Below are 26,363 nucleotides of genomic sequence, written 5' to 3' on the forward strand. Positions count from 1 at the left end.
GCACAATTCGAAAGCACCTCATATGAGGTGCTTTTTTTATGGGAGCAATTCGCTATACTCGCACCAAATTGATACGAAATAGGCAATCTCGGTGGAATTTGAATTCATTCGTAACACGTTGATGGGCGAGTACTACGTAAAATGTAGCATGGGACATGAGATTGTAGGGCGCTGGTTGCAAGAAGAAATTGGCAAAGATCCGATGAAGATTGCACAGGTTGAAAAGCTAATTGAGCGGTCATTTTCAGCGCCTTCTCAGGAGCATAACCTAACAGGCACGGAAATTAGCTTGATGATTCAGGGCGACGAAGTTCTTGTACAAGAAAACGCATTAGCCCATGAATATGATGTCGAGATGGAAAGTGAGTTCGACTTCTACAATGCAGAAAGTACAGCAAGTTGTGGGATAGAGGATTTCATGGCACTTATCGAACAGTGGAAAGACTTTTTGAACATTTAATGCACAGTTTTGGGTAACTTCTCTGCCGTTGCTTTAAATTTGTGAAAAGGGCGCACCGATATGGTGCGCCCTTTTTGTTTATAGATATGTAAATTGAGGTTAGTTTTTATTATTCAATAACTTAAAAACTTGGCACGTAGATTGGATTATAAGAAGTGTTTCAGGATGAAAGCTTCGGAGATAACTCAATGAAAATAATCAATGCCATTATTAAGCCGTTTAAATTAGACGATGTACGAGAAGCATTGGCTGATGTCGGTATCGAAGGGATGACAGTATCAGAAGTTAAAGGGTTCGGTCGTCAAAAAGGTCACACGGAATTGTATCGCGGTGCAGAGTATCAAGTCGATTTTCTACCAAAGGTGAAAATTGAAATCGCGACTCACGCAGACAATGTAGATCGCGTTGTTGAAGCAATTACAAAAGCTGCGCAAACCGGAAAAATCGGCGACGGTAAAATTTTTGTTTACGATCTGAACCAAGCGGTGCGTATCCGAACTGGCGAAATGGACGCAGAAGCACTTTAAGAATTCAAAGGATTGGAGATACTTATTATGGAATTAACAACAACAGTAACCGAGTTACGTTACGCACTTGACACCTTTTTCTTCCTCATTTCCGGTGCGTTGGTAATGTGGATGGCAGCAGGTTTTGCGATGCTAGAGGCTGGCCTTGTGCGCTCTAAAAACACAACAGAAATTCTTACGAAGAACATCTGTTTGTACGCCATCGCATGTACGATGTTTCTGATTGTCGGTTATAACATCATGTATGTCGATAATGGAGAAGGAGGCTGGTTACCTTCATTTGGTACGCTAATTGGTACTCAAGGTGAAGGGGCCGACCACTCTTTAGAGTCTGACTTCTTCTTCCAAGTTGTCTTCGTTGCAACTGCCATGTCCGTCGTTTCTGGTGCGGTAGCTGAGCGCATGAAGCTTTGGTCTTTCTTGATTTTCTCTGCGATTTTAACTGCGTTTATCTATCCAATGGAAGGTTACTGGACATGGGGTGGAGGCTTCCTAGCAGAAGCTGGATTTAGTGACTTTGCGGGTTCTGGTATCGTACATATGGCAGGTGCTTCTGCTGCTCTTGCTGGTGTGTTACTGCTTGGCGCGCGTAAGGGTAAGTACGGTAAAAATGGTGAAATCTATCCGATTCCAGGTTCTAACATGCCTTTGGCAACGTTGGGTACTTTTATCCTTTGGTTTGGCTGGTTTGGATTTAACGGTGGCTCTCAGTTGATGGTTTCAGATTTTGAGAATGCTACAGCGGTAGGTCAGATCTTTCTAAACACTAACGCAGCAGCGGCTGCCGGTGCAATTGCGGCGCTATTCGTTTGTAAAACTACTTGGGGTAAAGCCGATTTAACGATGATTCTCAATGGCGCGCTAGCTGGCTTGGTTGCCATCACTGCAGACCCTCTATCGCCATCACCACTGTACGCGGTTGCGATTGGTGCGGTGTCGGGTGCACTAGTAGTATTCAGTATCATTGCTCTAGATAAACTTAAAATTGACGATCCAGTAGGTGCTATCTCAGTTCACGGTGTGTGTGGTTTCTTCGGCCTAATGGTAGTGCCACTGAGCAACGGTGATGCAACGTTTGGTGCACAGCTTTTAGGTGCCGTAGTTATCTTTGCTTGGGTATTTGGTGCCAGCCTAGTTGTGTGGGCAATCTTGAAAGCAACCGTTGGGATTCGCGTTACAGAAGATGAAGAAATGGAAGGTATGGACATGCATGATTGTGGTGTTGGTGCTTACCCAGAGTTTGTTACGGTGAAATAATCATTAGCTTGTAATAAATGGTTACACACTTAACACAATAAAACCTGCTCCGATGAGCAGGTTTTTTAATATTCGTCATTGTCTTCTTATTGAACATACATATAATAACGCAACTGATAAACGTTATCATTAGCATGGTAAAGGATTAAACAATGAAAAAACTGCTAACTCTTTCAGCACTAACTTGCGCTACTCTAGCTCCAACAGCAATGGCTGCTGAAGAAGTGAACGTCTACTCTTACCGTCAACCTTTCCTAGTTGAACCTATGTTCAATGAGTTCACTAAAGAAACTGGCATCAAAGTAAACGTAAAATTTGCTAAAAAAGGCTTAGCAGAAAAGCTAGCTCAAGAAGGTGAGTACAGCCCTGCTGACGTTATTCTTACGACAGACATCAGCCGTCTAGCTGAACTGACAAACAAAGGTTTAGTTCAGAAAGTCGATAGCAAAATCATTGAAGAAAACGTACCTGCTCAATACCAAGATAAAGAGAATGAGTGGTTTGCTCTAACTCTACGTTCTCGTAGCGTTTATTCATCACGTGATCGCGTAGGTAAACTAGGCGCAGATTTCAACTACGCAGACTTAGCTAAGCCAGAGTTCAAAGGTAAAATTTGTACTCGTAGCGGTAAGCACCCGTACAACGTTTCTCTAGTTTCAGCAATGATTGCTCACAATGGCGAAGCAGAAACCAAAGAGTGGTTGGAAGGCGTGAAAGCAAACCTTGCTCGCAAACCACAAGGCAACGACCGTGCACAAGTTAAAGCGATCAAAGAAGGCCTATGTGATGTTTCTCTGGGTAACAGCTACTACCTAGGTAAAATGGTTAACGACAAAGAGCAAAAGGCTTGGGCTGATGCAGTTTACATCAACTTCCCTAACCAAGAGACTACAGGCACTCACGTGAATATCTCTGGTATGGCGATGGCGAAGTACTCTCCAAACAAAGACAATGCTGTGAAGCTAATGGAATTCCTAACGGGTGACAAAGCGCAGCAAATGTACGCAGAAGTTAACTATGAGTACCCAGTTAAAGAAGGCGTGAAGCGTTCTGAGCTTGTGGAATCTTGGGGTGACTTTAAAGCAGACAAGCTTTCTCTAGACGATATTGCAGCCAACCACGAAGCGGCAATTAAGCTATTAGACGAAGTGAAATTTGACCTTTAATTCCTTGTGGGGGTATAACAGTACCCCCATTTGATTAAAGGATATGAGATGTATTTGCAACAGCATTTGTATTTCATACAGCCTTGCAGTAATTAGGCGATGAAAGATAAACACTCTTTATGGAAAACCAGTAGTGGGGTAATAACTCTGCTACTGGTTTTGCCGATCTTAGCGATCTTCTACACCGCGATTGGTGAAACGGATGATTTGTTTGCTCATTTAATGGCAACGGTCATGCCGACTTATATTTTTAACACGGTTGCGCTAACTGTTGGCGTAATGGTGCTGTCCTTAATTCTTGGTATTCCAAGCGCTTGGATAATGGCCATGTGTAAACTGCCGACCGAAAAATGGTTGCAGTGGGCATTGGTACTACCTCTTGCAATGCCAGGTTATATCATTGGTTATATTTTTACTGATTGGTTTGATTTTGCAGGCCCGATTCAGATCTTTTTGCGTGATGTAACCGGATGGGGACCTGGCGAGTATTGGTTCCCTGACATTCGTACGTTGCCTGGTGCGACCTTTGTGTTGGCTTTGGTGTTGTATCCTTACGTGTATTTATTGTGCCGGGCTGCGTTTATGGAGCAAAATGTCTCTTTATTGCAAAGCGCGCGTTTGCTCAAGTGCTCTCCATGGGAAAGCTTTTGGCGCATCTCGATGCCGTTAGTAAGACCCTCTATCGCAGTGGGTTTATCATTGGTCGCAATGGAGACCATTGGCGACTTTGGTACGGTAAGTTACTTCGCGGTGAATACGTTAACCACAGCGGTCTACGATACTTGGTTGGGGTACTCTAATCTTAATGCGGCAGCCAAGATTTCTGCCATGATGCTCGTCATTGTAGTACTGCTTCTTAGTGCAGAACGATACAGCCGCCGTAAACAAAAGCTTTTTCAAAGCCAATTTAACAGTCACGAAGATTTTCGTTACGAGTTGACGGGCTGGAAAAAGTGGACCGCACTAGTTTGGTGCTGGGGCTTGGTTTCGGTCGCGTTTATTTTGCCGCTACTACAGCTGATTGATTATGCGATCACTTATTTTGCACAGAGTTGGACCTCAGAGTTTCGTGAATACGCATGGAATAGCTTAGTTGTGTCTGTTATTGCTGCGATTATTGGTGTTGCTGTCGCACTGATCGTTAACTTTACCCATCGAGTCAATGGTAAACGAGAAAGCTTGGCATTTATGCGTCTTTCTTCTATGGGCTATGCAGTACCAGGAACGGTACTAGCCATCGGTGTGATGGTCGCTGTGCTGTTTATGGATCATCGTGTCAACGACGTTGCTAAAGCCATGGAGTGGGGAAGGCCGGGACTTATCTTTTCTGGTTCCATGTTCGCACTAGTATTTGCCATGGTTGTGCGCTTTTCCGCGGTAGCGATTGGTAGTATCGAAAGTAATTTAAATAAAATTTCTCCGTCGTTAGATATGGCATCGCGCACTATGGGTTGTAAGCCCAATGCCATGCTGTGGCGCGTGCACTTTCCGCTGGTTAAGCGCGGTGCACTGATTGCGGCTTTATTAGTGTTTATCGAGTCAATGAAAGAGCTCAATGCGGCTTTGTTACTTCGTCCGTTTAACTTTGAAACACTAGCCACATACGTTTATAACTTCGCCTCGGATGAGCATTTAGAATTGGCCGCTTTGCCAGCGGTTCTGTTGGTTCTTGTTGGGTTGATCCCGCTTGTTGTTGTTAACCGTTCACTGGAGCAAAATCACTGATGAGCTGTGCATTATCAATTAAAAACCTAACGTGCCAATATGACGATCAAACCGTACTCGAATCATTGTCTCTTGAGGTAGAACAAGGGCAGATTGTCTGTTTGCTAGGAGCTAGTGGCTGTGGGAAAACAACACTATTAAAGGCCGTTGCGGGATTATTGCCGTTAACGTCAGGCGAAATGAGTCTAAATTGCGTCACAATTGATGATGGGGAAAACTGGTTGCCGCCAGAACAGCGTAATATAGGGATGATTTTCCAAGATTACGCACTTTTTCCTCACTTGACGGTGGAGCAAAACATTGCCTTTGGCTTAAAGCAGTGCTCGACAAAAGAGAAAAATGCCAAAGTTCAAGAGATGTTAGAACTCGTGCATCTTCAAGGTTATGGCGATCGTTATCCTCATCAATTGTCTGGTGGACAGCAGCAGCGTGTTGCGATTGCTCGCTCATTAGCTTACAGCCCAGACTTACTGTTACTGGATGAACCGTTTTCTAATATTGATACGCAAGTTCGCCATGAGTTGATAAGTGAGATCCGTAAGATTTTTAAGGCCCAAGGTGTGACTGCCATTTTTGTTACGCATAGCCGTGAAGAGGCTTTTGCTTTCGCCGATAAAATGGCAGTGATGAACAATGGAGTCATCGAGCAATATGGCACAGCACCTGAGCTTTACTACCAACCTTCAAGTAAATTTGTCGCTGATTTCTTAGGTGGTGGCAGTTACCTTGCTGCTAAACGAGTTTCGAATTCAGAATATGAAACCCACTTGGGCGTGGTTGAAGCCACGGCTCAACAAGATATTCCAGTACAGGCGGAGTGCTCTTTACTGCTAAGACCGCAGCATGTACAAATTCAATCCGATGAAGATAGTTCGGTAACCGTATTGGAACAGCATTTTATGGGTGATCACTGCCGTTATGTGATTAACGCGAATGGTGACCGTTTGTTAGCTACAGCTTCGCAAGCATTAAATATAGGTGAGTCCGTCGCGGTGAAAATTGAAACGCAAGGCGTCCTGGCATTTGCTTAACGCTCCTGAGTATCTTTGCTATCTCGTTTACGACTTTCCAACATACAATAAAAAAGCCCGGCTGTGGAGCCGGGCAAGTGCTCTTCTCCTGTTGATGAGCGCCTTTTCAGACAGCGTCGACTCTCATCATAGTGCTCGAAGCGGGCACAAGGTTCAGTTATAAAGACAAGAAGTCTTTAAACTGTTGAAGAACACGTTCCGCAGTGTCCTTATCTTGCATCTCTGCAAAAATTCGTAGCAGTGGCTCAGTGCCAGAGAAGCGGGCGATGATCCAACCGCCGTTTTTGAAGTAGACTTTCGCACCATCTTCATAGCTGACTTTTTCGATTTCAAACTCAAACTCAGGCAACTGCTTTTCAACATAAATCTTGTTGAACAGTACGTCTTTTTGCGCTGGTTTGAACTTACAATCGCCTTCTGCCATGTAGGCATAGCCGTACTTGCTGTAGATTTCATCCAGCAACTCAGACAGCTTCTTGCCGGTTACTGAAATCATTTCTACCAATAGGCTTGATGCGAATACGCCGTCTTTACCTTTGATGTGGCCGCGAATGGTTAGGCCACCAGAGCTTTCCCCGCCAATCAGTGAGTCATCCGCTTCCATTTGGGAGCTGATGTGCTTAAAGCCTACAGGAACCTCAAAGCATTTCTCGCCATGATCTTTGGCGACTTTATCGAGAAGGTGGGTGGTTGCGATGTTACGTACCACGGAGCCTTTCCAGCCTTTGTATTCAAGTAGGTAGTAGTAAAGCAGCAGTAGCACTTCATTTGGATGAATGAAGTTACCTTTTTCGTCGATAATACCAAGACGGTCCGCATCGCCATCAGTACCGATGCCAATATCGTAACCTTGCTCTTTCACTAGGTGCATCAAACGGTAGAGTGTTGCAGCGCTTGGCGAAGGCATTAACCCACCGAAATCTGGGTTTTTGCCATCGTTAATCACATCAACGTCACAGCGGCCGTTGATTAATACGGTTTGCAGTGCGTTTTTCGCGACACCAAACATTGGGTCGATCAAAACACGTAAATTCGCCTTCTTGATCGCTTCGATGTCGATAAAGTCGATGATTGAGTCAACGAATTCGTTCATCGGATTGATGATTTCAATCAGCTTATCTTCAACCGCTTGTTCAAAGTCGACGCTTTTTACATCTTGCGCAGTGAGCGCGTCTATTTGTGATTCGATTTTTTGGGTGATGATTTCATCTGCGTCACGACCACCTTCAATGAAGACTTTAATGCCGTTGTAATCGGCAGGGTTGTGTGATGCGGTAATACATGCCGAGTATGCGCAGCCCATTTCTTTCGCTTTAAACATTACGATAGGTGTTGGGACAAATTTGTCGATAAAGCTAACCATAACGCCGTTTGCTGCTAGAACTTCAGCGAACCAACGACCTGCTTTATCGGAAAGAAAACGACGGTCATAGCCAATCACAAAACCGCGATCAGCAACCGATTCGTTATTCGTGATGTTTGCAACTGCTTGGGCAACCAAGCGTACGTTATCTTTGGTGAACTCCTCACCAATAAATGCACGCCAACCGCCTGTACCAAATTTGATCATGATTCGATCCTCGATAAGAGCGGCATCCCACCGCGTCTTAAATCTTTGCTAGCGAACCGATGCACTTGTAAAACATAAATGCACCGGATAAATCAAAAGGGGAGAAGGACTCCCCCAAAAGATGATTAACCTAGAGTAACGATAACTTCGTTTACTGAACCTTCCGCTTGAACTGGTACAGATGCACCATTTACAGCTTCACCGTTCACGGTAATCGACTTAACGCCTTTGCTTACTGAGTCTGGGTTAACGACTTTGATGTTGTACGTTGCTCCTAGCCATTGGCGAGTCACTTCGAAACCAGGCCAGTTCGTTGGGATACATGGATCGATAGTTAGGCCATCGAAGCCTGTACGCACACCAAGAATAAAGTTGGTAACAGCGAAGTAAGCCCAGCCTGACGTACCTGTTAACCATGGGTGGTTTGCACGACCGTGGTCTTGGTGGTCACGACCCATGATGAACTGAACGTATGAGTATGGTTCTGCAATACGTTTTTCGATGATGTCGTTCTGGTTGTATGGGTTTAGCGCATCGTAGAACTTCATTGCACGATCACCACGACCCAGTTTCGCTTCAGCTACCCAAGCCCATGGGTTTGGATGCGAGAATATCGCACCGTTCTCTTTTACGCCTTGGTAAACACGAGTTACGAAGCCGATATCATCATTCGGTGTTGCAAAAGATGGTGAGTTTAGGTGGAGGCCGTATTCAGAGAATAGGTTCTCATCGACAGCGTCCATCGCTTTTTCGCCGCGCTCTTGAGATACCGCACCAGAAAGTACCGCAAGTGTGTTTGACTCTAGGTGTACACGACCTTCTTTTTGTTGCGCAGTACCGATCTTGTCGCCATTTTTCGTCAGACCACGGATGTACCAACCGCCTTCGTCATCCCAAAGGTGAGTTTCACACGCTTCACGAACGTTTGCTGCCATCACTGTGTATTTTTCAACGTCGGCTTCTTTGCCTAGGTATTTCGCTAGGTCGATGAACTCCTGCAGTGCCCAGAAATGTAGGAACGACACCATTGAAGATTCGCCGCCACCTAGGTTCAGACAGTCATTCCAGTCTGCACGCAGGCCTTTACAGATACCGGTTTGACCGACGTATTCAGCCGAGAAGTCTAGCGCTGCTTTCATGTGGTCATAAACGGTTGCATCACCGCCGTCTGCGTAAGGGATCACTTCGTCAAAGAAGCTGTGCTCACCGGTTTCCATCACGTACTTACAGATGGTTGGAACTAGCCATAGGTGATCATCAGAACATGTGTCTTCGATGCCGTGAATCTTGTCTTCATCAGATGGAGTAGGAACAACTGTTGGTGATTTCGATGGTTTAACGTCTGCTTTTTCTGGATCGAACCAATCTGGATCGAATAGGTGTAGACCGTAACCCGCCTTCACTTGACCGCGCAGTAGGTCAACGATACGTTTACGCGTCATTGCAGGGTTAGCGTGAGGAACTGAGATCGCATCTTGCGCTGTATCGCGGTAACCAAGACCAGTACGGCCTCCCACCTCGATGAATGAAGCAAAGCGAGACCACACCACACACGTTTCCGCTTGGTATAACGTCCAAGCGTTGATCATGGTATCTAGACCTTCGTTTGGTGATTTCACTTGGAACTTGCCACAACGCTCATCCCAGTGTGCTTTGATACCCGCAAATGCGTTGTCGACTTCTGCAAGGTCTTGGTACTTAGCACGCAGACGCTCTCCGTTGCCTTTACCGATACCGAGAATGTAAGCAAAGCGAACTTCTTCACCCGGCTGAATAGTAAATTGCTTATGCAAAGAGCCACAGTGGTTGTAACAAGTTTGCGCTGTATTGAAACACTTACCTTGTTCTACCGCTAACGGGTTTGCTTCGTCACGGTATAGGCCTAGGAAGCTGTCACGTTGGCCGTCGTATGAATCTGGGGCAAATGTTGAAGCTAGGTAGTAGAAGCCTTCGAAATCGTTGGTGTTGTAGTACAGGTCGTACTCGATCACGCCTTCGTTGTAAGCCGTACCTGCCGAGTACAGAGACATCTGATGGTTTTGGTTATCAGATTGAATGTGGCTGAATGAGAACTCAACAAATGAGAATGCACTGATCGTACGTGGTTTGTCAGAGGTGTTTTTAATCACTACATCCCAGATTTCAGCGTCTTCGCCTTTTGGTACGAATAGCGTCTTTTCAGCTTCAATACCGTTGTACTCACACTTAAATTTAGAGTAAGACAAGCCGTGACGAACTTCGTAGTTTGCTTCGTCTAGGCTCTTCGCAACTGGTTGCCAAGAGATTGACCAGTAATCACCTGTCTCATCATCACGCAAGTAAACGTAGTGTCCTGGGCGATCGAATGTCGCATTTGGACGGAATTTAGTAACACGGTTGTATTCTGGAGAGTTGTAGAACGAGTAGCCACCCGCGTTGTGCGAGATAACCGTACAGAACTTCTCAGTACCTAGGTAGTTGGTCCATGGTGCTGGTACGTCAGGGCGAGTGATGACGTATTCGCGATTCTCGTTATCGAAATAGCCGTATTTCATTTGTGTCTTTCCTTTTTACGAAGCTGCGCCTGCAGCCAAAAATTTAAAAACTGTTTAAGCGTGATACGTTGGCATCTAGCTTGGTATTACTTCCACGGTTTACGGTAATTCACTCCCTGCAAGTCGAGCAGAGGAAGGTGACCTTTCAAACGTGATAAATAGTCGGTCCAATCGCGGTGTTGTTTTTCAGTCCAACATGCTTCTGCCATGGCAGTTAGGCGAGGGAAAATCATGTAGTCCATGCGCGATGGGTTGTTGATGATTTCGCACCATAGAGCGGTTTGAATGCCCCAAATGCGTTTTCTGATTGGGTCGTCAGCAGGGACTTCTGCTAACGGCTCGTAGTTGTAAGCTTTTTCTAGTGGCAGTGGGTTTGCCCAGTCCACGCCCGGTTCTTCAGGTGCGTAGTCTTGGGTCATATCTAGGTAAGTGGTTTGTGCAGGTTGCAGCACCACATCAAAGCCTTGGCGGGCACAGTTCAATGCCGCTTCTTCGCTTAGCCATGAGTAGATCACCGTATCTTTACTGACTTTGTCGCCGTGTTGAGCTTCTTCCCAGCCCAGCATGCGTTTGCCCAATTTACGAAGTTTGTCTTCGGCATAACGTAAGAAGTGTCCTTGCAAATCTTTGTAGTCGCTGTAACCCAGTTGTTCCATTAGTGCTTGGCATGCTGGGCTTTTTGACCATACGCCGTTAGGTACTTCGTCGGCACCAATATGAACGTAAGGCGCAGGAAAAAGCGCAGAGACTTCTTCTAGCACTTTGTCGATAAATTCATAACTCCCCGGCAGAGCAGGGTTAATGACGTTGTCGTTGTAATGCTGAATACTGCGGTATTCGGTGGTATCTTCCGCTTCTACCAATAGGTCTGGTAACGACTTGATGGCGGCTCGGCAATGACCAGGTACATCAATTTCAGGAATGATGGTGATGCCTCGTTGCGATGCAAATTCGATAACGTCTTTGATGTCTTCTTGTGTGTAGAAGCCGCCGTAACGTTCATCAAAGTGCGTGTACTGTGGTTCATTGATCTCATCCAATCCGCGCCAAGCACCAATATCGGTCAGTTGAGGCAGTGATTTGATTTCAATTCGCCACCCCTCATCGTCGGTAAGATGCCAATGGAACGTATTGAACTTGTAATGAGCCAGTTGGTTGATCAAGCGTTTGACTTGCTTAACGGAGTGAAAATGACGAGCACAATCCAGCATCATACCGCGGTAACGAAAACGTGGCCTGTCCTTGATTGAACAGCAAACTACTTCCATTGAGTTAGGTTGATCGCCAACTTTGATTAGTTGTAATAACGTTGCACAAGCATGGGTAAAACCAGACGAAGATCCTGCTTCAATTTTGATTGACTCTTCGGCTACTTTCAGTTTGTAAGCGCCTTCATCCAAGGTTGGGTTGCCTTTGAAGATGATCTGACTGCCATTGTCTGATGCGAACTCAAATTGGTGAATGCGCTTAAGCTCATCAAGTAGCCATTCTTTAGCTGAATTGGCCAGGCTTGAATAAACCGCGACGCCAGCATGATGATCAAAGCTAAAATAGTGATCGCTGACCTCAATATGGTTTGGTTTTGGCAGCAAGGGCTGTGCATGGGTTAAACTTGCAGGAATCTCACTGCGTTCACGGTATGGTGAAGCTAATACGATAGGCGTGACATCCACTTGTGCGCGCTGTGGGTTTCCATCAACGACAAAGTTGATCATCGCTTCGTTAAAGCCATCCGAGTAATAACGGAATGGGTTCGAACCAATACTGAATTCACAGTAATAGTGATGGTTGGCAGCCAGTACCACCCCTTCTGGCTTAAGTGTGCAAAAACTACCAATTTGAGTCAGTTGACCATTTGAAACGCTGTCTGGAAGAATGTAACGATCGAAAGCGAAAGTTAAGCTCCAGCTGTTTAGGTCTTGGTCGCTCAAGTTATGAAAGGTGAGGCCAAAGCGGCAGTTTTGTTTCTGCTCAGAAAGGACCACGAGATCAACACGATATTCCATATCTACTCCTACGCCGCACTGAGCGAGTAAAGGTTATGTTCTGGTTTGCCAGCAAACATAATTGCGCCTTCAATCGCGTCAAACTGTGGCTCAACAATCCATTGCTGAACTGGTGGTGAGAGCCAACGTAAAATGCGTTCAGCAATGCTACCCATTAAACAAATACGTGTTGCGCCGCGCTTGTTTAATGCCACGAGAAACATTTCTATATCCGCTGCGGTTTGCTTCAGCATTTCAATGGCCAGTGCATCGCCTTGTTCCGCATGTTGGAAAATAGCCGGAGAAAACTGCCCATAATCACGAGGAAGCGCCTGTTTTGACCACGCCACCACGTTGTCGACCTCATTTTCGAAATGCGTCATAACGTGTTGTGCTAGGGGCGTTTTTTCTCTGATGCCATCTTCAGCTAACAAAACTTGCTGAACTAGGCGTAGCCCCATCACTGCGCCGCCACCTTGATCCGAAATAGGGAACTCACGACCACCGACAACATGTTGCTCCAATCCGTTAAGGTAGATGCCACAAGAACCGGTTCCCGCAATCATGATTGCGCCATCTTCGCCATTGTGCGCACCAACGCACGCACCGTAAGCATCGGTATTCAGAGTCATACTGGCAAATGGATGAGGAAGAGACATGAAGGCTTGCCAAGATGCTTTGTGCTCTGCGCCAGCAAGGGCTAAGCCGACGTGCATCGACGCGAAATCTTGTTGTGTCAGACCGCCTTGCTCGGTAGCCGAAGTGATGGATTCAAGAATCGAAGCCATTGCTATTTCAGCACCTAGCATGATGTTGGCACTGCCGCTTTTGGCCTCGCCAAGAAAATTACCTTGTGAATCTTTAATCCTGGCTCGACATGACGTGCCGCCACCATCGATACCGACAAAATACATTCCCATGATTATTCTTCCTTCATATTTTTAGAGGTCGCCAACTGAGAAACATGCTGAGCTTGACTCATTATCGCGAGTAAGTACCAAGCGCCATGCGGGATCCACTGTTCGCCCCAGCGCCAGTTTTGTAACACGTCTTCTTTTTGTGCTGGTGGGTTAAATGCAATGTCTTCCTCGTCTTCAAAGCCGCCAGTGATTCCGTTACACACGCCACCTTTTGCGTTGAAGAAACCATATTGAGGGAGGTAATCAGGGTTGTTACGACCATGGCCATCTAGCATGCACATGTCGTATGGGTTTAAGCCTACAACCCAGTTCAATGCATCTTGAGCAAACACAGAAAGTTGTTGCTGTACTTCTTGCGACGCTATATGCGGTTGAGCAAGGTACGCCATGGTCGCGAGTGAGCCCAGTCGAGCATTCTCGCCTTGCCACCAATAGCCGGATTCATTGTTGTGTGCGACAAAAAATGCCTCGCGTTTTGACTCATTTACGCCTTTAACATATTGGCGAGGGTAACCGAATGGGTTGATCACTTTATTCGATATTGTGATCTCAAACTCACACGCTAGGTTGACGATACGTTTTACCGATTCCGCTCGTGCTGAGTCGTCTTCAATTGATAGATATTCGCATAGGGCAATAACTGGTAGACCAGCTTCGGCTGCGTGAAAATATGGACGGCTGCCGTCTTGGTTTGCTGACCAAAAGTGTTGAATCTGCTCGTCGCTCATTTGGCGTGCAACTAAACGTTGCGCCCACAAACGGCTCTCTTCCAAGTAGCGAGTTTCTTTGGTTGCTTTAAACAGTTCTACACAAGCCAGTAGCGCACAGTATTCGTCGATAATGTTTTCTTCCCCATCATTGAGGTACTGCGTATTGTGCTCTTTTAAGTGCCAGTAACCATTTTCGGCAGCGTTGCGGTATTTTTGTTGATCGTATTCACCGTGAACACTTAAACGCGACGCTGCCGCTAGCGCTGCAATGGCGACACCGCCACCTTGTCGAAAGCCTGCTTGATAGTCGTCAAATTTGTGACCAAGTTGAGTTTCGTACGCGCAAATCTCGCGTTGCGCAGTATCTTTGCTCCACTTGTCAAAGACCGTCATGTAGAAAAAGCCTTTTTCGTTTTGCATACGCACAAGAAAGTCTGCACCGAACAGGGCTTCTTCAATCAGACGTGTACGTGTGAAAGCTGCAATGTCTTCGCTTCCTTCAAGCAATGAAACCCCTTTTAGGATGTTCCAAACCACCATTGGGGTTTGTTGAGGATTCAAATAATTCGCGTATGAAAGGTGACTTAAATACTTGCTAACGTCTCCTGATGCGTCGTACCAGCCGCCGTGTACATCAACCTTTTTATTGGAGTTTAGTACTGGAAGTTGTCGATCTTGTTTATCGAAGATCCCGCCGCAACGTTGCGATTTGAAGTAGTGGATCACATCTGACAAAGTTTGATCCAACAGAATGTGTTCGCCAACGATGAAAGAGGAAGAGCGCGTATCTTCTACTTGCAAGAAATAGTCACCTGACGTTGTGAAAGAGGAAAAGTCGATGAGGTAGAAATAGCCCTGATGCCAGTTCGCCACTTTACCTTGTTCTTCAACCGCAAAAGTTGCCACGGTTTGCTCGCTAGTGGCACAAATCAATTGAGCAGTGTAAGAAGACAAGTGTGGTTGTTCGGTCTGGATAATGGCTTTCTTTGGGCCCAGACGTTCATAACCAATGTGGTTAGTCAGTAGCAGCATTCAATGTCTCCGGGAAACGATAAAAACAGGAATGGGTCAGGCTGAACCTGACCCTCGTTATGATTAATCTTCAAATAAGTAACAGCGGACAAAGTGGTTGTCGGACAGTTGAGTGACGCCCGGTAGTCGTTCGCGACATTTGTCGGTAGCGTGTACACAACGTCCAGCAAATGGACAGCCGACAGATTCTGGTGTCCAAAGTGGGATTTCCCCTTTGTTGCCTTTCAGTTTCTCGTGAATAGACTTCGATGGATCTGGAACCGCAGATACCAACAGTTGCGTATATGGGTGTTGAGGATCGTGAATGATTTCTTCAGTATCGCCCCATTCAACCATGTGACCTACGTACATGACCGCGAGATCTTCAGCAATGTAACGCGCTGTTGCGATGTCGTGAGTGATGTAAAGCAGAGACATTTGTTTCTCGAACTTCATCTCTTCCATCAAGTTCAGAACACCGGCACGGATTGATACATCGAGCATCGATGTTGGCTCATCCGCCAATACCACTTCAGCACCAACTGCGATGTTACGAGCTAGGTTTACACGTTGACGCTGACCGCCAGATAGCTGGTGCGGGAACTTTTGCGCCGTTTCTTTTGGTGGAATAAGACCAACTTGTTCAAGTAGGTCGTACACACGCTCTTCCAGTTCTTTCTTGTTGCCCGGTGCTACTTTCTTATGAATCAGCAGCGGGCGCGCAATATGGTGGAAGATATTGTGCGTTGGGTTTAGCGAGCCAAACGGGTCTTGCCACACCATTTGTACACCTTCACGGTAGGTCATTAAATCGTGACGAGAGGTGATGTCTTGGATATCACGACCTTTGTATTCAATGATGCCATCGGTTGGTGCGTACATTTTTGCAATCATTTTTGCAGTAGTAGACTTACCTGAACCAGATTCACCTACCACTGACAAGCCGCGGCTCTTGTACATTTTGAAAGAGACGTCGTTGATTGCGCGCATCTTAGATTGTTTGATTGAGTTACTGTTTAAAGGGAAGTCCTTAACGACATTTTTACCCTCAATCAGCAGTTCGCCGAATTGTTTGCTCATAATTCTCTCCAGTGTAATTTTTGTTCTTAGCTAGCGTTTTTTTGTTGTTAAACCTTAGCTTGAGCAATGGTGTCGCCGTACAAATGGCAATTTGAGAGGCGACCTGGTTCAATTTGACGTAATTGGGTTGGTACACGTGTACATGCTTCATGTACGCGATCGCAACGAGCTTGGAAGCGGCAGCCCCGTGGTACTTCTAGCAAGTTCAACGGGTTACCTGGAATACCAGTCAATTTGGTCTTTGGTCCAGTTAGTGGAGGGAAAGAGCTACCCAAACCTTTGGTGTAAGGGTGGTAAGGACTTTCCAGAATTTGCTTAGAAGGCGCGACTTCAATCAACTCACCTGAGTACATGATGCCGATACGATCCGAGAACTCGACCATCAATGACAAGTCATGTGTGATGAACAGAATTGAGAAACCAAACTCTTCTTTAAGCGCGTAAATTTTTTGTAGAATTTCACGTTGAACCACTACATCCAATGCGGTAGTCGGTTCGTCCATGATGATCATTTTTGGGTTCAGAGCCAAAGCGATTGCGATTACTAGACGTTGACGCATACCACCAGAGAACTGGTGCGGGTAATCACTCAATCGGCTAGGGTGGATATCAACGATTTCCAGCAGACCTTCAGCGCGTGTTTTTGCTTGAGCGCGAGTCATATTGGTATGACGCATGATGACGTCACAGAACTGCTCTTCCATGGTTAGAACAGGGTTCAAAGCGTTCATCGCACTCTGGAATACCATCGACATTTCACTCCAGCGGAACGCTTGCATGCGATCATCGCTGTACTGAAGGATATCTTCACCGTTGAAGATAACCTCACCACCTGTGATAAACGCTGGTGGCTTATGAAGGCGCATTAGTGAGAAGGCAACAGTGGATTTGCCACAGCCAGATTCACCAGCCAGACCGAATACTTCACCTGGTGCAATGTCGAAGCTCACGTTGTTACAGGCGCGGACATCGCCCGCGTCTGTGATGTAGTCTACGCATAGGTTACGGATGGAAATTAGTGGTGCAGTCATGATTATTTATCTCCGCTCCATAGTGCATTTTGTGGTGCCAGTTCAGGCTCACGCTCTTTCTTGTCTTTTGCTGCTAGTTTTTTCCAGCGTTTCATGCCTTTGTGAGAACGAAGTTGAGGGTTCGCAATTTCGTCAACGGCAAAGTTCAACAGAGCAAGACCAGTAACCAGTAGTGTTAGGGCAATACAAGGTGCTAGTACTTCCCACCATGCGCCAATCAGCATGGCTGATGAGGTTTGCACGTTGTAAAGCATGATGCCCCAACTGATCGTGTTGGCATCACCCAAACCTAGGAACGAAATGACCGCTTCAGTGTTGATCGCCAACATTACTGAGCCAATGAAGCTCGCACCGACAATTGGGATAAGGTTTGGTAAAATCTCAACGAAGATGATGCGGAATGAAGACTCTCCCAATACTTCGGCAGCTTTAACGAACTCTTTCTCGCGTAGTGCCATAGTTTGAGAGCGGACAACACGTGCACCCCATGCCCAAGAAGTACCAGCGATAATCAAGGCAATGGTGAGTGGGCCTGCTTCACCGATAAAGGCCGCCAACACGAATAGCAATGGATACTGCGGGATTACTAACATGATGTTCATCGCGGCACTCAATACGTCATCCACTTTACCGCCGAAGTAACCTGCCGATATACCAATGACTGTTGCTAAGAAACACACGATGATGCCAGCACCAAAGCCTACACCCAGTGATACTCGTGCACCGTAAGCCACCTGCGACCAGATATCGCGACCCATTCGGCTAGTACCTAATACGTGGTCGGCCTTTTTAGACATAAGCAGTGTACGACGATCGTCTGCTAGGTTTTTAGCGACCCAACCATCAGGGTTGTTTTGTGCCTGTTTTACAACAAAGCTTGGGTATTCGTGTGGGTTACCGGTTCGCTTGTCTGGCGCATGCTTTGTAAGTAAAGGAGCGGCAATCGCAACGAACACGAACAGCGTAACAATGCCAAGACCAATGCGAGCAAATGCGTTACCTAAAATAAGTTTGAATAGTTCTTTCATGATTATTTGCCTCCCGTACGTAGGCGAGGGTCTAGAATCATGTACAGCATGTCAGCCATTAAGTTGAAGCACAGCATGAACATCGTCATGATAATTAACTGACCTTGAAGTACTTGGTAGTCACGAGCGTGAATTGCGTTCAATAGAACAGTACCTAGGCCTGGGTAGTTGAAAATCATCTCGATGATTAATTGACCTCCAATGGCCATACCTAAAGACATAGACAGTGCGGTAACACTTGGAAGTAGTGCGTTACGTGCGGCGTAATTAAAGACGACGCGGTTTTCACTCAGCCCTTTACCTTTAGCCATCGTGATATAGTCTTCGGCGAGAAGGTTGATCATGTTGTTACGCATGTTAACTAAGAAGCCACCAATTTGAACGATGGTTGCACAGAATAGAGGTAGTACAGCGTGGTAACCCACGTTCTTGATGAACTCCCAGCTTGTCCAATCAGGAATAGTACCTGGCGTGTAAGCATAGCCAGATGGGAACCATTTCAGGCCAATCGCAAAGGTAAACAGCGCTAACATTGCGATAACCATTTGTGGAATAGCTTGAATGATCAATGTGCCAGGCGTTACGAATGCATCGTACTTACTACCGCGCTTCCAGGCGGCAAAAATACCAAGGACAGAAGCGATGGAGAAAGAAAGTACAACCGCAGTACCAGCTAGAAATAGTGACCAGCCAAATGCACTACCTAGTAAAGAATTAACTGAAAGTGGGTAGAACTGGATTGAGGTGCCCAATTCCCAACTTAGAATGTTTTTAATGTACGAGAAGTACTGAATGTAAATTGGCCCATCAACGAAACCGAGCAGTTCTTTCATTGCTGCGATTCGTTCTGGAGTCACCTGTACTGAAGCATTAGCAAACATCATGGTAACTGGGTCACCAGGCATTGCTCGCGGAATAATAAAGTTTAACGTCGCTGCAACTAAGAGCGCGACAAGATAGAACGACAAACGTCTTAAAAAATAACCCATAACTCACACCTTACTCACCCAGATTTTTTCCCTGTTTCTGGTTTCAGGTCGCTCCTAGCGAAATTTAGAGCGAAAAATCCCCTGACGACGAGCGCCACATATTGGTTTCGTTAACAAGGGATTTTTATAGGCGGCACACGGGATGTATGCCGCTTGAAATGAACTTCTACTTATTTAACTGGTTTTAGGTCCAGTACGTGAAGTAGACGCTCTGGGATACCTGCCCAAATGTTTGGACGGCCCTTAGGGTTTTCTTCGTTCCACCAACCAGTGAAGCGAGTTGTGTTGTATTGGTACATGTACGCGCCAGATAGCACAGGAATAGTTACTTGGTCCTGAGCAATGATCTTCTGAATGCCATGAGCGATCTCTAGTTGTTCTTGTTTATCTGCTGTCTTGTAGAAGCTGTTAAGAAGACCGTCTAGCTTATCGTTCTTGTAGAAGTGCATTGCAAAGCGAGGCATGCCGTCACCAGCTTGTAGCTTCGAGTTGTAGCCACTATCCCAGTACAAGTGTGGATCTGCACCGTGGAAGTAGTTGGTGTAAGCAACGTCGTAAGTACCTTCTAGCATAGCTTGGTTGTATACCGAGAAGTCCGGTGTACGAGCACGAGCTTTAATGCCCACTTCTGCTAGTTGCTCAACGGCTAGTTGTACCGTGTTGTTGAAGTCAGTCCAACCGTTTGGTGATTGAATTAGAAGCTCGAAAGACTTGCCAGATGGTGTATCCACAAAGCCATCTTTGTTTACATCTTTGAAGCCAGCTTTAGCTAGAAGCTTTTTCGCACCTTCCGCGTTGTATGTGTTGTAGCCTTTGTACTTGTTGTGCGTCTCTTCATCAGACCAAGCTTCGAATGCGTAGCCAAGGCCAGATGCGAAGTCGTTCACTGTACCGCCGCCGTAGAAAGCGATATCAATGATAGTTTGACGGTCTAGCGCCATAGAGAACGCACGACGGAAGTCAACGTTAGTTAGTGCTTCGTTTTTCGCAGCGTCTGGGTTTTTGAAGTTCACTACAAATGCTTGAGTACCCGCTGGTGGGTACCAGTAGTGGTGATTCGGACTTGCTGCAGCGTACGTACGGTCGATGTCTGGTACGAATGAAGACGTCCAGTCCATTTCGCCGTTAACGATTTTGCCCAAGAATTGGTCGTTGTTCGCGATTTGTGGCACACGCAGACAATCTACATCTAGGTTGTCAGCATCCCAATAATTCGGGTTCTCACACTGGATATATAGCTGCGGTGTGAAAGTGTCGATTTCAGTAAATGGACCACTGCCTACTGGATTTTCGTTTGTGAATGTTGCTGGATCTTTTACTTTGCTCCATACGTGCTTAGGTACGACTGGTACTTTCGCAATTTCGTAAGGAACGTTTGAGTTTGCTTCGCTTAGACGGAATTTAACTTGGTAGTCGTTAACTTTTTCTACGCCAGTCACCCAAGAGTTGATACCAGATTGGTCTAGCTCTGGCTTCTCTTTAACTAGGTTGAAAGAATAAACAACATCATCAGCGGTAAACGCTTTGCCATCAGACCATTTTACGCCCTTACGGATATCGAAGGTTACGCTCATCAGGTCATCAGCCATGGTAAAGTTTTCTGCTAGACGAAATACAGGCGTGTTACCGTGCATTTCGTTAAAAACAACGAGCGGCTCGTAAATAAAGTCGGTTGTTGTGTGCAGGTTAGTTGCACCCAAGAAAGGGTTAAAGTTACGAACGAAAGTTGTAAACTCTTTAGGGTGGATAGTCAGTTCACTGCGTTCAGCCGCAGTAGCTACCGATGCAAAACCTGTAGTAGCCGTTGCAATAATTGCTGTTGCTAGTGCTGTTTTTTTAATATTGGCAAGCATAGCTGTTCCTTACTATTTGCTTTCATTTCACTAAATGGAATTGAATGTCATCAATTGATAAACACTCTCTAAGACCTACCTCTTGTACATGCCTTACTCATTACAACATTGAGTTTCGCCAAGAGTGGCCTGTAGGCCTTAGGTAGGAGTAAGAAAACACCTTATCCATAAAATAATCAAACTTGATTCCCGTTAAAAACGTTAAAATCTCTGAGCTCTCCGTTATAAACGTTATTTTGGCTAATTTTAACCAGCATTGGGCCAAAAAATAAACGTTGATATGCGTCGCAGTTTATATCCTTGTTAATAATAAGTGTTGGTGATTACTAACCTGCTGGTCCTTTTTAAATATACGTTTCCTGCTTGTTTTCTAGGTTCGGAGATCTCGCTCACATGCAGAAATGGTGTTAATTAATCAGCTAAAAATTAATCTGCCGTTCTGTTGTGATTAAGTTCGCAATCTCTATCAATAGTTCGTCAAAATCCGCTTGTTATCTGAAAAATGGCCTTTTTTATCGACAGTTTTCTTCCGTTTGTTGTCCTTTTTTTATTATATGAATGAAGTTTTTTCGGTTGCTCGAACTTACCTAGTTAAGACAAGTTAAATGGATAAGGTCGTACGTTTTGAAGACCAACAATAGATAGCGTTGTCTAACCGAATGTTCGTTATTGGAAATATGGTAATGGGGTAGGAAGAGGCGGTCTCTTTTATCTCTAGGAAGGGAATACTCGAATAACAAAAAAGCCCAGCATGCACGCTGGGCTAGTTTTTTTGATAAATATTAGCTGGTCAATAGTCGCTGTAGTTTATCTCGTTGTGCTTCTATGTATGCTCTCTCGGGGCTCTGTTCTTTGCAGTGTTCGAGAATGAACTCTATCGAGCTTAGCACCGTTCTCCAACGTGGTGTTTTGGGTAATGTTTCTATACGCATGTATTTATCTAAGGTGCGTGTTTGTAAAGTACTTCGGTCTAGATAAACGCGCCACAAGCCACTTTGCTCTGCAAATGCGAATTTACTTTCACCCGTTACAGATTCCCAATACTCTAAAGCATGTGTCATTGCGTCGACTAGAACTTCCCGCATAAGTTCTTGCTTGTCCTTTTTATTACCGAGTGCTTTGTCTGCAAGGCGCGTAAATTCTCCGCCAAGCTCTTTTAGCTTTTGCAATTGGTCTTTGTCACCATCAAATGCATAACTTGAAAGCACTTCTACGGCGGTTTCTAGATTATGTATGCGAGCGGCACTGGCTCCACCGCCGACATTAAAGATGTACATGATATCTAACCCTGAACCTTCAGGGAGCTTAAGAATGTCTGCTTCGATGTTCTGACGAATATCTTCAATATAGATATCAATCTTGCCACAGTAATGAGGTTGTTTGACGGTTAGATATTTAGGGGCAATCAGCTCATCAGCAGATGAGCGCTTTAGCTGTTCTAAGCTGCGCTTGAATAGCTTACAAGCAGCTTCGTTAGCAAAGCGAATACGCTTGTCTTCACGTAGACAGATGATAGCTTCAGGAGCCGATTCTAGCTGTTCCAACAAACGACCTTGAGTCTCAAGTAAGCTTGCTTCAACGACTGCTCGCTGTCTAAGTTCAGACTCTAGCACTTTGTTTTCCATATGGCGCATTTCTGCTTTACTTGCCGTTAAATGCGCTTGGATACGTGCCGCCAACTCTTGTTTATTAAATGGTTTCGATAAATAGTCGTTGGCTCCTGCTTCAAAACCTCTTACACGATCTTCTGTTTGACTGAGTGCGGTGAGCATAATGATTGGCAACTCGGCATGATCATAGGTTTCACGTAGTTCACTACAAACTTGGTAGCCGCTCATGCCTGGCATCATGATATCCAATAACAGAAGTTCCGGCTTCTCTTGCTCGACGAGCGCTAACGTTTCTGGCCCATCGGAGACGGTACGCACACGATAGCCCTCTAAACGTAAAAAGCTTTCAAGCACGCGTAAGTTTACTGGTTCATCGTCAGCAACATACAGTAACGGGCCGTCTGGGTTCTCTGGAAGTGATAAGTCTTCGCGGTTCTCTACATTAACTTCAGGGATTTGGAAGTGTCCGTGCGCAGCTAGAGTCTGGGTTGCTTGGATTTCTTCTTCACTGGCGAGCGGTAAAGTGAAACTGAAGGTAGTTCCGACCATTGGTTGGCTACTGACGTATAACGAGCCTCCCATTAATTCGATCAATTGACGGCTAATGGAGAGCCCAAGCCCTGCACCTTGACGATAACGGCTCGCGTCTTGCCCTGCTTGGATAAGTGGTTCAAAAATATGTTCAAGTTGTTCTGCGGGAATTCCTTGTCCAGTATCCACGACTTGTACGCGTACATGATCATCTACCACATTAGCGGAGATAACAATTTTACCTTCTGAGGTGTATTTAATCGCATTGCCAATCAGGTTATATAGCACTTGTTCAAGGCGTTGCGGGTCAGCTGACACTGCTTTTAAATCCGCTGGGACTTGGTTGATGATGCGGATGGTTTTACTTCCGAGTAAATGGCTAGAAAGCTCTAAAACCAATCGTGTTGCACTGCCCAAACTCACTGCTGATTTCTGGATATCCATGCTTCCATAACGCATTTTATGATAATCCAACAAGTCATCGACTAGATTAGCGAGACGCTGACCACTTTTAATGATGATATCAAGCTGATATTTCTGGCTAGCGGGGATCGCACCATTGGCGCCGGACGCTAAGGTTTCAGCAATCCCGACCATGCCGTGTAACGGTGTACGAAGTTCATGAGAAGTCGTGGCTAAGAATTCATCTTTTAATTTATCGGCCAATTGCAGTTCTTCATTCTGTTTTTGAATGATCTGTATGCTGCTTTCTAGTTCTTCATTTTGCTTCTTAATGGTTTGAATCTTCTCTCGAATAGAGCGTTGCATTCGTTCAAAGCTTAACGCAAGCCGACCAATTTCATCTTTACGAACCGTATTAAAAGACGTGTCATCAAGATCCCCTGCAGAGACCTTTTCGGCAACCCAAGTCAATTTCAGCAACGGAGAAGTGATAAAGTTTGATAAATAGTGAGAAGCTATCACCACAAGGATAATGGCGATCAACATAGCGATAACGAATAGTTTTTCGAGTTGATGGATACGAGCGAAAGCTTCGTTTTCTGGTAACTGTACGACGAGCGCCCAAATCACACCACGAGTTTCAATCGGTGCATAAGCCGCGATGATTTCTTCACCTAAGCCGTTCGTGTAAGTGCCGACACCAAACGCACCAGAGAGTGCTTTATCGATCACTTCTAAACTGTTCTTAATGTCGTCTTGTTTCGTGTTAATTGTGCGAGGTTGGTGATCATTTCCAACCAGCAGGGTGTTAATGGATGACTCTCGATTAGCGTCTGCGGCTAACTTAGTGATGCCATTATTTGGCAAGCGGAACATGGCATAGCTGTGTAGATAACCTTGCTGAACAATTGGTGCACCTAGCCAAGCGACTGATTTACCCCCTTCCAGCTCGAAGTCAGACACAATCACAGGAGTGTAGTCTTCGTTTACTTTTCGACGTTCAGTCACATCATCGGCGAGACGCTTGAAAGTTTTGCCAAGTGCCGAGTCTTTGTAGGGGCCTGATAACAAGTTCGTTCCGTAGTTATCGTCTTTGTTGATCGAGTAGGTGACGTTACCATTGATGTCGACCAGCAAAATGTCATTAAAATCAGAGCGCTTGAGGAGCTCCAAGTAGGCCCAATGATAGCGTTTATGCAAAAGCCGGTAACGTTCACTTCCTACATAGTTGGATGACTCGGGTAACGTTGAGGTTTTGATTTGGTCTCCGCTGCCCTCGATGTAGCGCTGTTGGGCGTTTTTACGAGACTCTTCAATATCATTGCCTAAACGACTAAAAGCATTGACGAGACCGTAGAATCGGCCACCACTGGCGTAAGCCAACTCTGAGCGCACAAAGCCCATGACTTCGGTTTCTCGTGCCTCAAAGTAGTCGATGATTTGCTGCTGTTTTGTATCTCGAACAGACAGTAAGTGCGAGGTGCTTTGTTCTTGCAGATCTTTACTGTGGGACTGCAAGAAAAAGATCGCAGTAATGGTAAGAGGTGTGATACTGAGCACCAGAAATGCGGTCATCAGTGTACTCTGAAGGCGCTTAAATTTCTGTTTTTTGTAGAATTTAAACATGGATAAGATTACAACTCATAATGGGCAGTTCTAAAACATACTTCGCTGCCGAGGTTCTCGTTAAAAACGGATAAGATGTTCAACTAGATAGAATTAACAAAATTAACGAGTTTTTTTTCTTTGACAAGAAAGTTAGTTGTAAAGCGTGCAGGGTGACGCAGTTTTTCTTATGAGTGTTGAATTTATGAGAAAAAATCGCGCAGGTTTGTGCCTGCGCGGGGGAAGTTATGATTTTTTCGCGTAGTAGATAGAAAATTTATTGGTCTTATTTAGCGTCTCGCAATTATTAAACGCCCGCTCGATAATTGGTGGGTATTTTAAGAAGCTATTCGCGACAATCACCATTTCACCGTCTTTGATTAGATATTGTGGTGCCTGGCCCAACAAGGTTTCCGCTGCGTTGTAATTTGTGTCTAAACCACTGTGGAATGGCGGGTTGCTGACGATAAAGCGGTAGTCTTTTGCGGTATCCGAGTATATATCTGATGCAAATACGCGTCCGGATAAACCATTCGCTTCTAATGTGGCTTGGCTAGAAGTGATCGCATAAGCATTAATGTCACACATCTCAATCGCGATCTCTGGATTCGCTTTCGCCATAAACGCACCGAGCACACCTGCACCACAACCAAAGTCGAGCACTTTGCCCGACAGCTTAGGTAAGGTTTCAAGCAGCAATCGGCTACCTAAGTCGAACTCGCCATGGCTGAATACGCCAGGTAGGCTCTTAACCGCTAGCGACTGCTCACCGAGTGTAACAGTGTAAGACTTAAACCAATCTGCTTGGTTGAAAGGTTTTGGTTCATTGAGGCAATTACCCCAGTAAAATGAGCAGCGACGAGCAGAGTCGTACTTGTTCACAGGGCCGTATTCTTGGAACATCTTCTCGATGCTCTTGATGCCGGAGCGGTTTTCACCAACGATGACGATTTCGGTGTTAATGCCCAGTTTCGCCATCAACATCGCCAGCAAGTATTCTGCTTCGGCTTTTGCTTTTGGCCAGTATAAAAGGACCATGTCTGCTTTTGTTTCAACATCAAACACAGAGCCAAAATGACTTTTCACTTTGTCAGAGGTTTGAATTTGGCGGTAGTAGCTATAGTTGGAAGTAAACACTTCAACAGACTCACAATGAGCTACTAACTCAAGAGGAAATAGGTCTTCAACTTCACCAGCGACTAAAACGTGTTTTCCGTTGAAGTATTCAAGTTGGCGCTGAGCTATTTGGCTAGGAGCGATATAAGCAGACATAAATTTGGTTCATCAGAAATAATTTGGGGCAGATTTTCGCACAATCTGCCCCAAGCTTGAAGTGAT

18 protein-coding genes are annotated in these 26,363 nt (G+C 45.4%); 6 read left to right on the top strand and 12 right to left on the bottom strand.

Annotation, left to right across the window (positions count from 1 at the left end; genetic code table 11):
- Positions 1 to 91 precede the first annotated feature (91 nt).
- The 6 genes from R7044_RS13480 to R7044_RS13505 all read left to right on the top strand — a co-directional run bounded on the left by R7044_RS13480 (position 92) and on the right by R7044_RS13505 (position 6,166).
- The gene (locus tag R7044_RS13480; RefSeq protein WP_017635908.1) at positions 92 to 460 is read left to right on the top strand and encodes a YacL family protein; all 369 of its coding nucleotides are present in this window, start codon (positions 92 to 94) and stop codon (positions 458 to 460) included.
- A gap of 188 nt (positions 461 to 648) precedes the next feature.
- A complete protein-coding gene (locus R7044_RS13485; protein ID WP_005386570.1) occupies positions 649 to 987 on the top strand; it encodes a P-II family nitrogen regulator in 339 nt (112 codons plus the stop codon).
- Between the two features lie 27 nt (positions 988 to 1,014).
- On the top strand, positions 1,015 to 2,244 hold the full coding sequence (locus R7044_RS13490; protein ID WP_005386568.1) for an ammonium transporter: 1,230 nt from the start codon (positions 1,015 to 1,017) through the stop codon (positions 2,242 to 2,244).
- Positions 2,245 to 2,396: 152 nt separating this feature from the next.
- A complete protein-coding gene (locus R7044_RS13495; protein WP_005386566.1) occupies positions 2,397 to 3,410 on the top strand; it encodes a Fe(3+) ABC transporter substrate-binding protein in 1,014 nt (337 codons plus the stop codon).
- Positions 3,411 to 3,509: 99 nt separating this feature from the next.
- The gene (locus R7044_RS13500) at positions 3,510 to 5,135 is read left to right on the top strand and encodes an ABC transporter permease (RefSeq protein ID WP_005386564.1); all 1,626 of its coding nucleotides are present in this window, start codon (positions 3,510 to 3,512) and stop codon (positions 5,133 to 5,135) included.
- Complete coding sequence (locus R7044_RS13505) at positions 5,135 to 6,166, top strand: ABC transporter ATP-binding protein (RefSeq protein WP_064376531.1); 1,032 nt, start codon at positions 5,135 to 5,137, stop codon at positions 6,164 to 6,166. The genes R7044_RS13500 and R7044_RS13505 overlap by 1 nt, the downstream gene beginning before the upstream one ends.
- A gap of 157 nt (positions 6,167 to 6,323) precedes the next feature.
- On the opposite strand, the gene R7044_RS13510 is transcribed toward R7044_RS13505, so the two are convergent.
- The 12 genes from R7044_RS13510 to rsmC form a co-directional block, all read right to left on the bottom strand.
- Entirely contained in the window at positions 6,324 to 7,736 is a 1,413-nt protein-coding gene (locus tag R7044_RS13510; protein WP_225455627.1) for a phosphoglucomutase/phosphomannomutase family protein, read from the bottom strand.
- Positions 7,737 to 7,861: 125 nt separating this feature from the next.
- Positions 7,862 to 10,270: a GH36-type glycosyl hydrolase domain-containing protein gene (locus R7044_RS13515; protein ID WP_033905583.1), complete on the bottom strand. Its 2,409-nt coding sequence runs from the start codon at positions 10,268 to 10,270 to the stop codon at positions 7,862 to 7,864.
- Between the two features lie 86 nt (positions 10,271 to 10,356).
- Positions 10,357 to 12,276, bottom strand: coding sequence for a beta-N-acetylhexosaminidase (locus R7044_RS13520; protein ID WP_225455628.1), 1,920 nt, complete (start codon positions 12,274 to 12,276; stop codon positions 10,357 to 10,359).
- 8 nt (positions 12,277 to 12,284) lie between these two features.
- The gene (locus tag R7044_RS13525; RefSeq protein WP_205390993.1) at positions 12,285 to 13,175 is read right to left on the bottom strand and encodes an N-acetylglucosamine kinase; all 891 of its coding nucleotides are present in this window, start codon (positions 13,173 to 13,175) and stop codon (positions 12,285 to 12,287) included.
- Positions 13,176 to 13,177: 2 nt separating this feature from the next.
- Positions 13,178 to 14,917 (bottom strand): glycoside hydrolase family 9 protein, encoded by a 1,740-nt coding sequence (locus R7044_RS13530; RefSeq protein WP_017635902.1) that lies wholly within the window; start codon positions 14,915 to 14,917, stop codon positions 13,178 to 13,180.
- 63 nt (positions 14,918 to 14,980) lie between these two features.
- On the bottom strand, positions 14,981 to 15,976 hold the full coding sequence (locus tag R7044_RS13535) for an ABC transporter ATP-binding protein (RefSeq protein WP_005380041.1): 996 nt from the start codon (positions 15,974 to 15,976) through the stop codon (positions 14,981 to 14,983).
- A gap of 47 nt (positions 15,977 to 16,023) precedes the next feature.
- Positions 16,024 to 17,007, bottom strand: coding sequence for an ABC transporter ATP-binding protein (locus tag R7044_RS13540; protein WP_005380040.1), 984 nt, complete (start codon positions 17,005 to 17,007; stop codon positions 16,024 to 16,026).
- Positions 17,008 to 17,009: 2 nt separating this feature from the next.
- Positions 17,010 to 18,035 (bottom strand): ABC transporter permease, encoded by a 1,026-nt coding sequence (locus R7044_RS13545; protein ID WP_047102642.1) that lies wholly within the window; start codon positions 18,033 to 18,035, stop codon positions 17,010 to 17,012.
- Positions 18,036 to 18,037: 2 nt separating this feature from the next.
- Entirely contained in the window at positions 18,038 to 19,024 is a 987-nt protein-coding gene (locus R7044_RS13550) for an ABC transporter permease (protein WP_005380038.1), read from the bottom strand.
- Between the two features lie 170 nt (positions 19,025 to 19,194).
- Positions 19,195 to 20,877: an ABC transporter substrate-binding protein gene (locus R7044_RS13555; protein ID WP_005380037.1), complete on the bottom strand. Its 1,683-nt coding sequence runs from the start codon at positions 20,875 to 20,877 to the stop codon at positions 19,195 to 19,197.
- Between the two features lie 782 nt (positions 20,878 to 21,659).
- Complete coding sequence (locus R7044_RS13560) at positions 21,660 to 25,046, bottom strand: response regulator (RefSeq protein WP_170893987.1); 3,387 nt, start codon at positions 25,044 to 25,046, stop codon at positions 21,660 to 21,662.
- A 225-nt stretch (positions 25,047 to 25,271) separates the two neighbouring features.
- A complete protein-coding gene (gene rsmC / locus R7044_RS13565) occupies positions 25,272 to 26,297 on the bottom strand; it encodes a 16S rRNA (guanine(1207)-N(2))-methyltransferase RsmC (RefSeq protein WP_158159762.1) in 1,026 nt (341 codons plus the stop codon).
- Positions 26,298 to 26,363 lie beyond the last annotated feature (66 nt).

It is taken from the genome of Vibrio sp. 1402 (assembly GCF_033340275.1).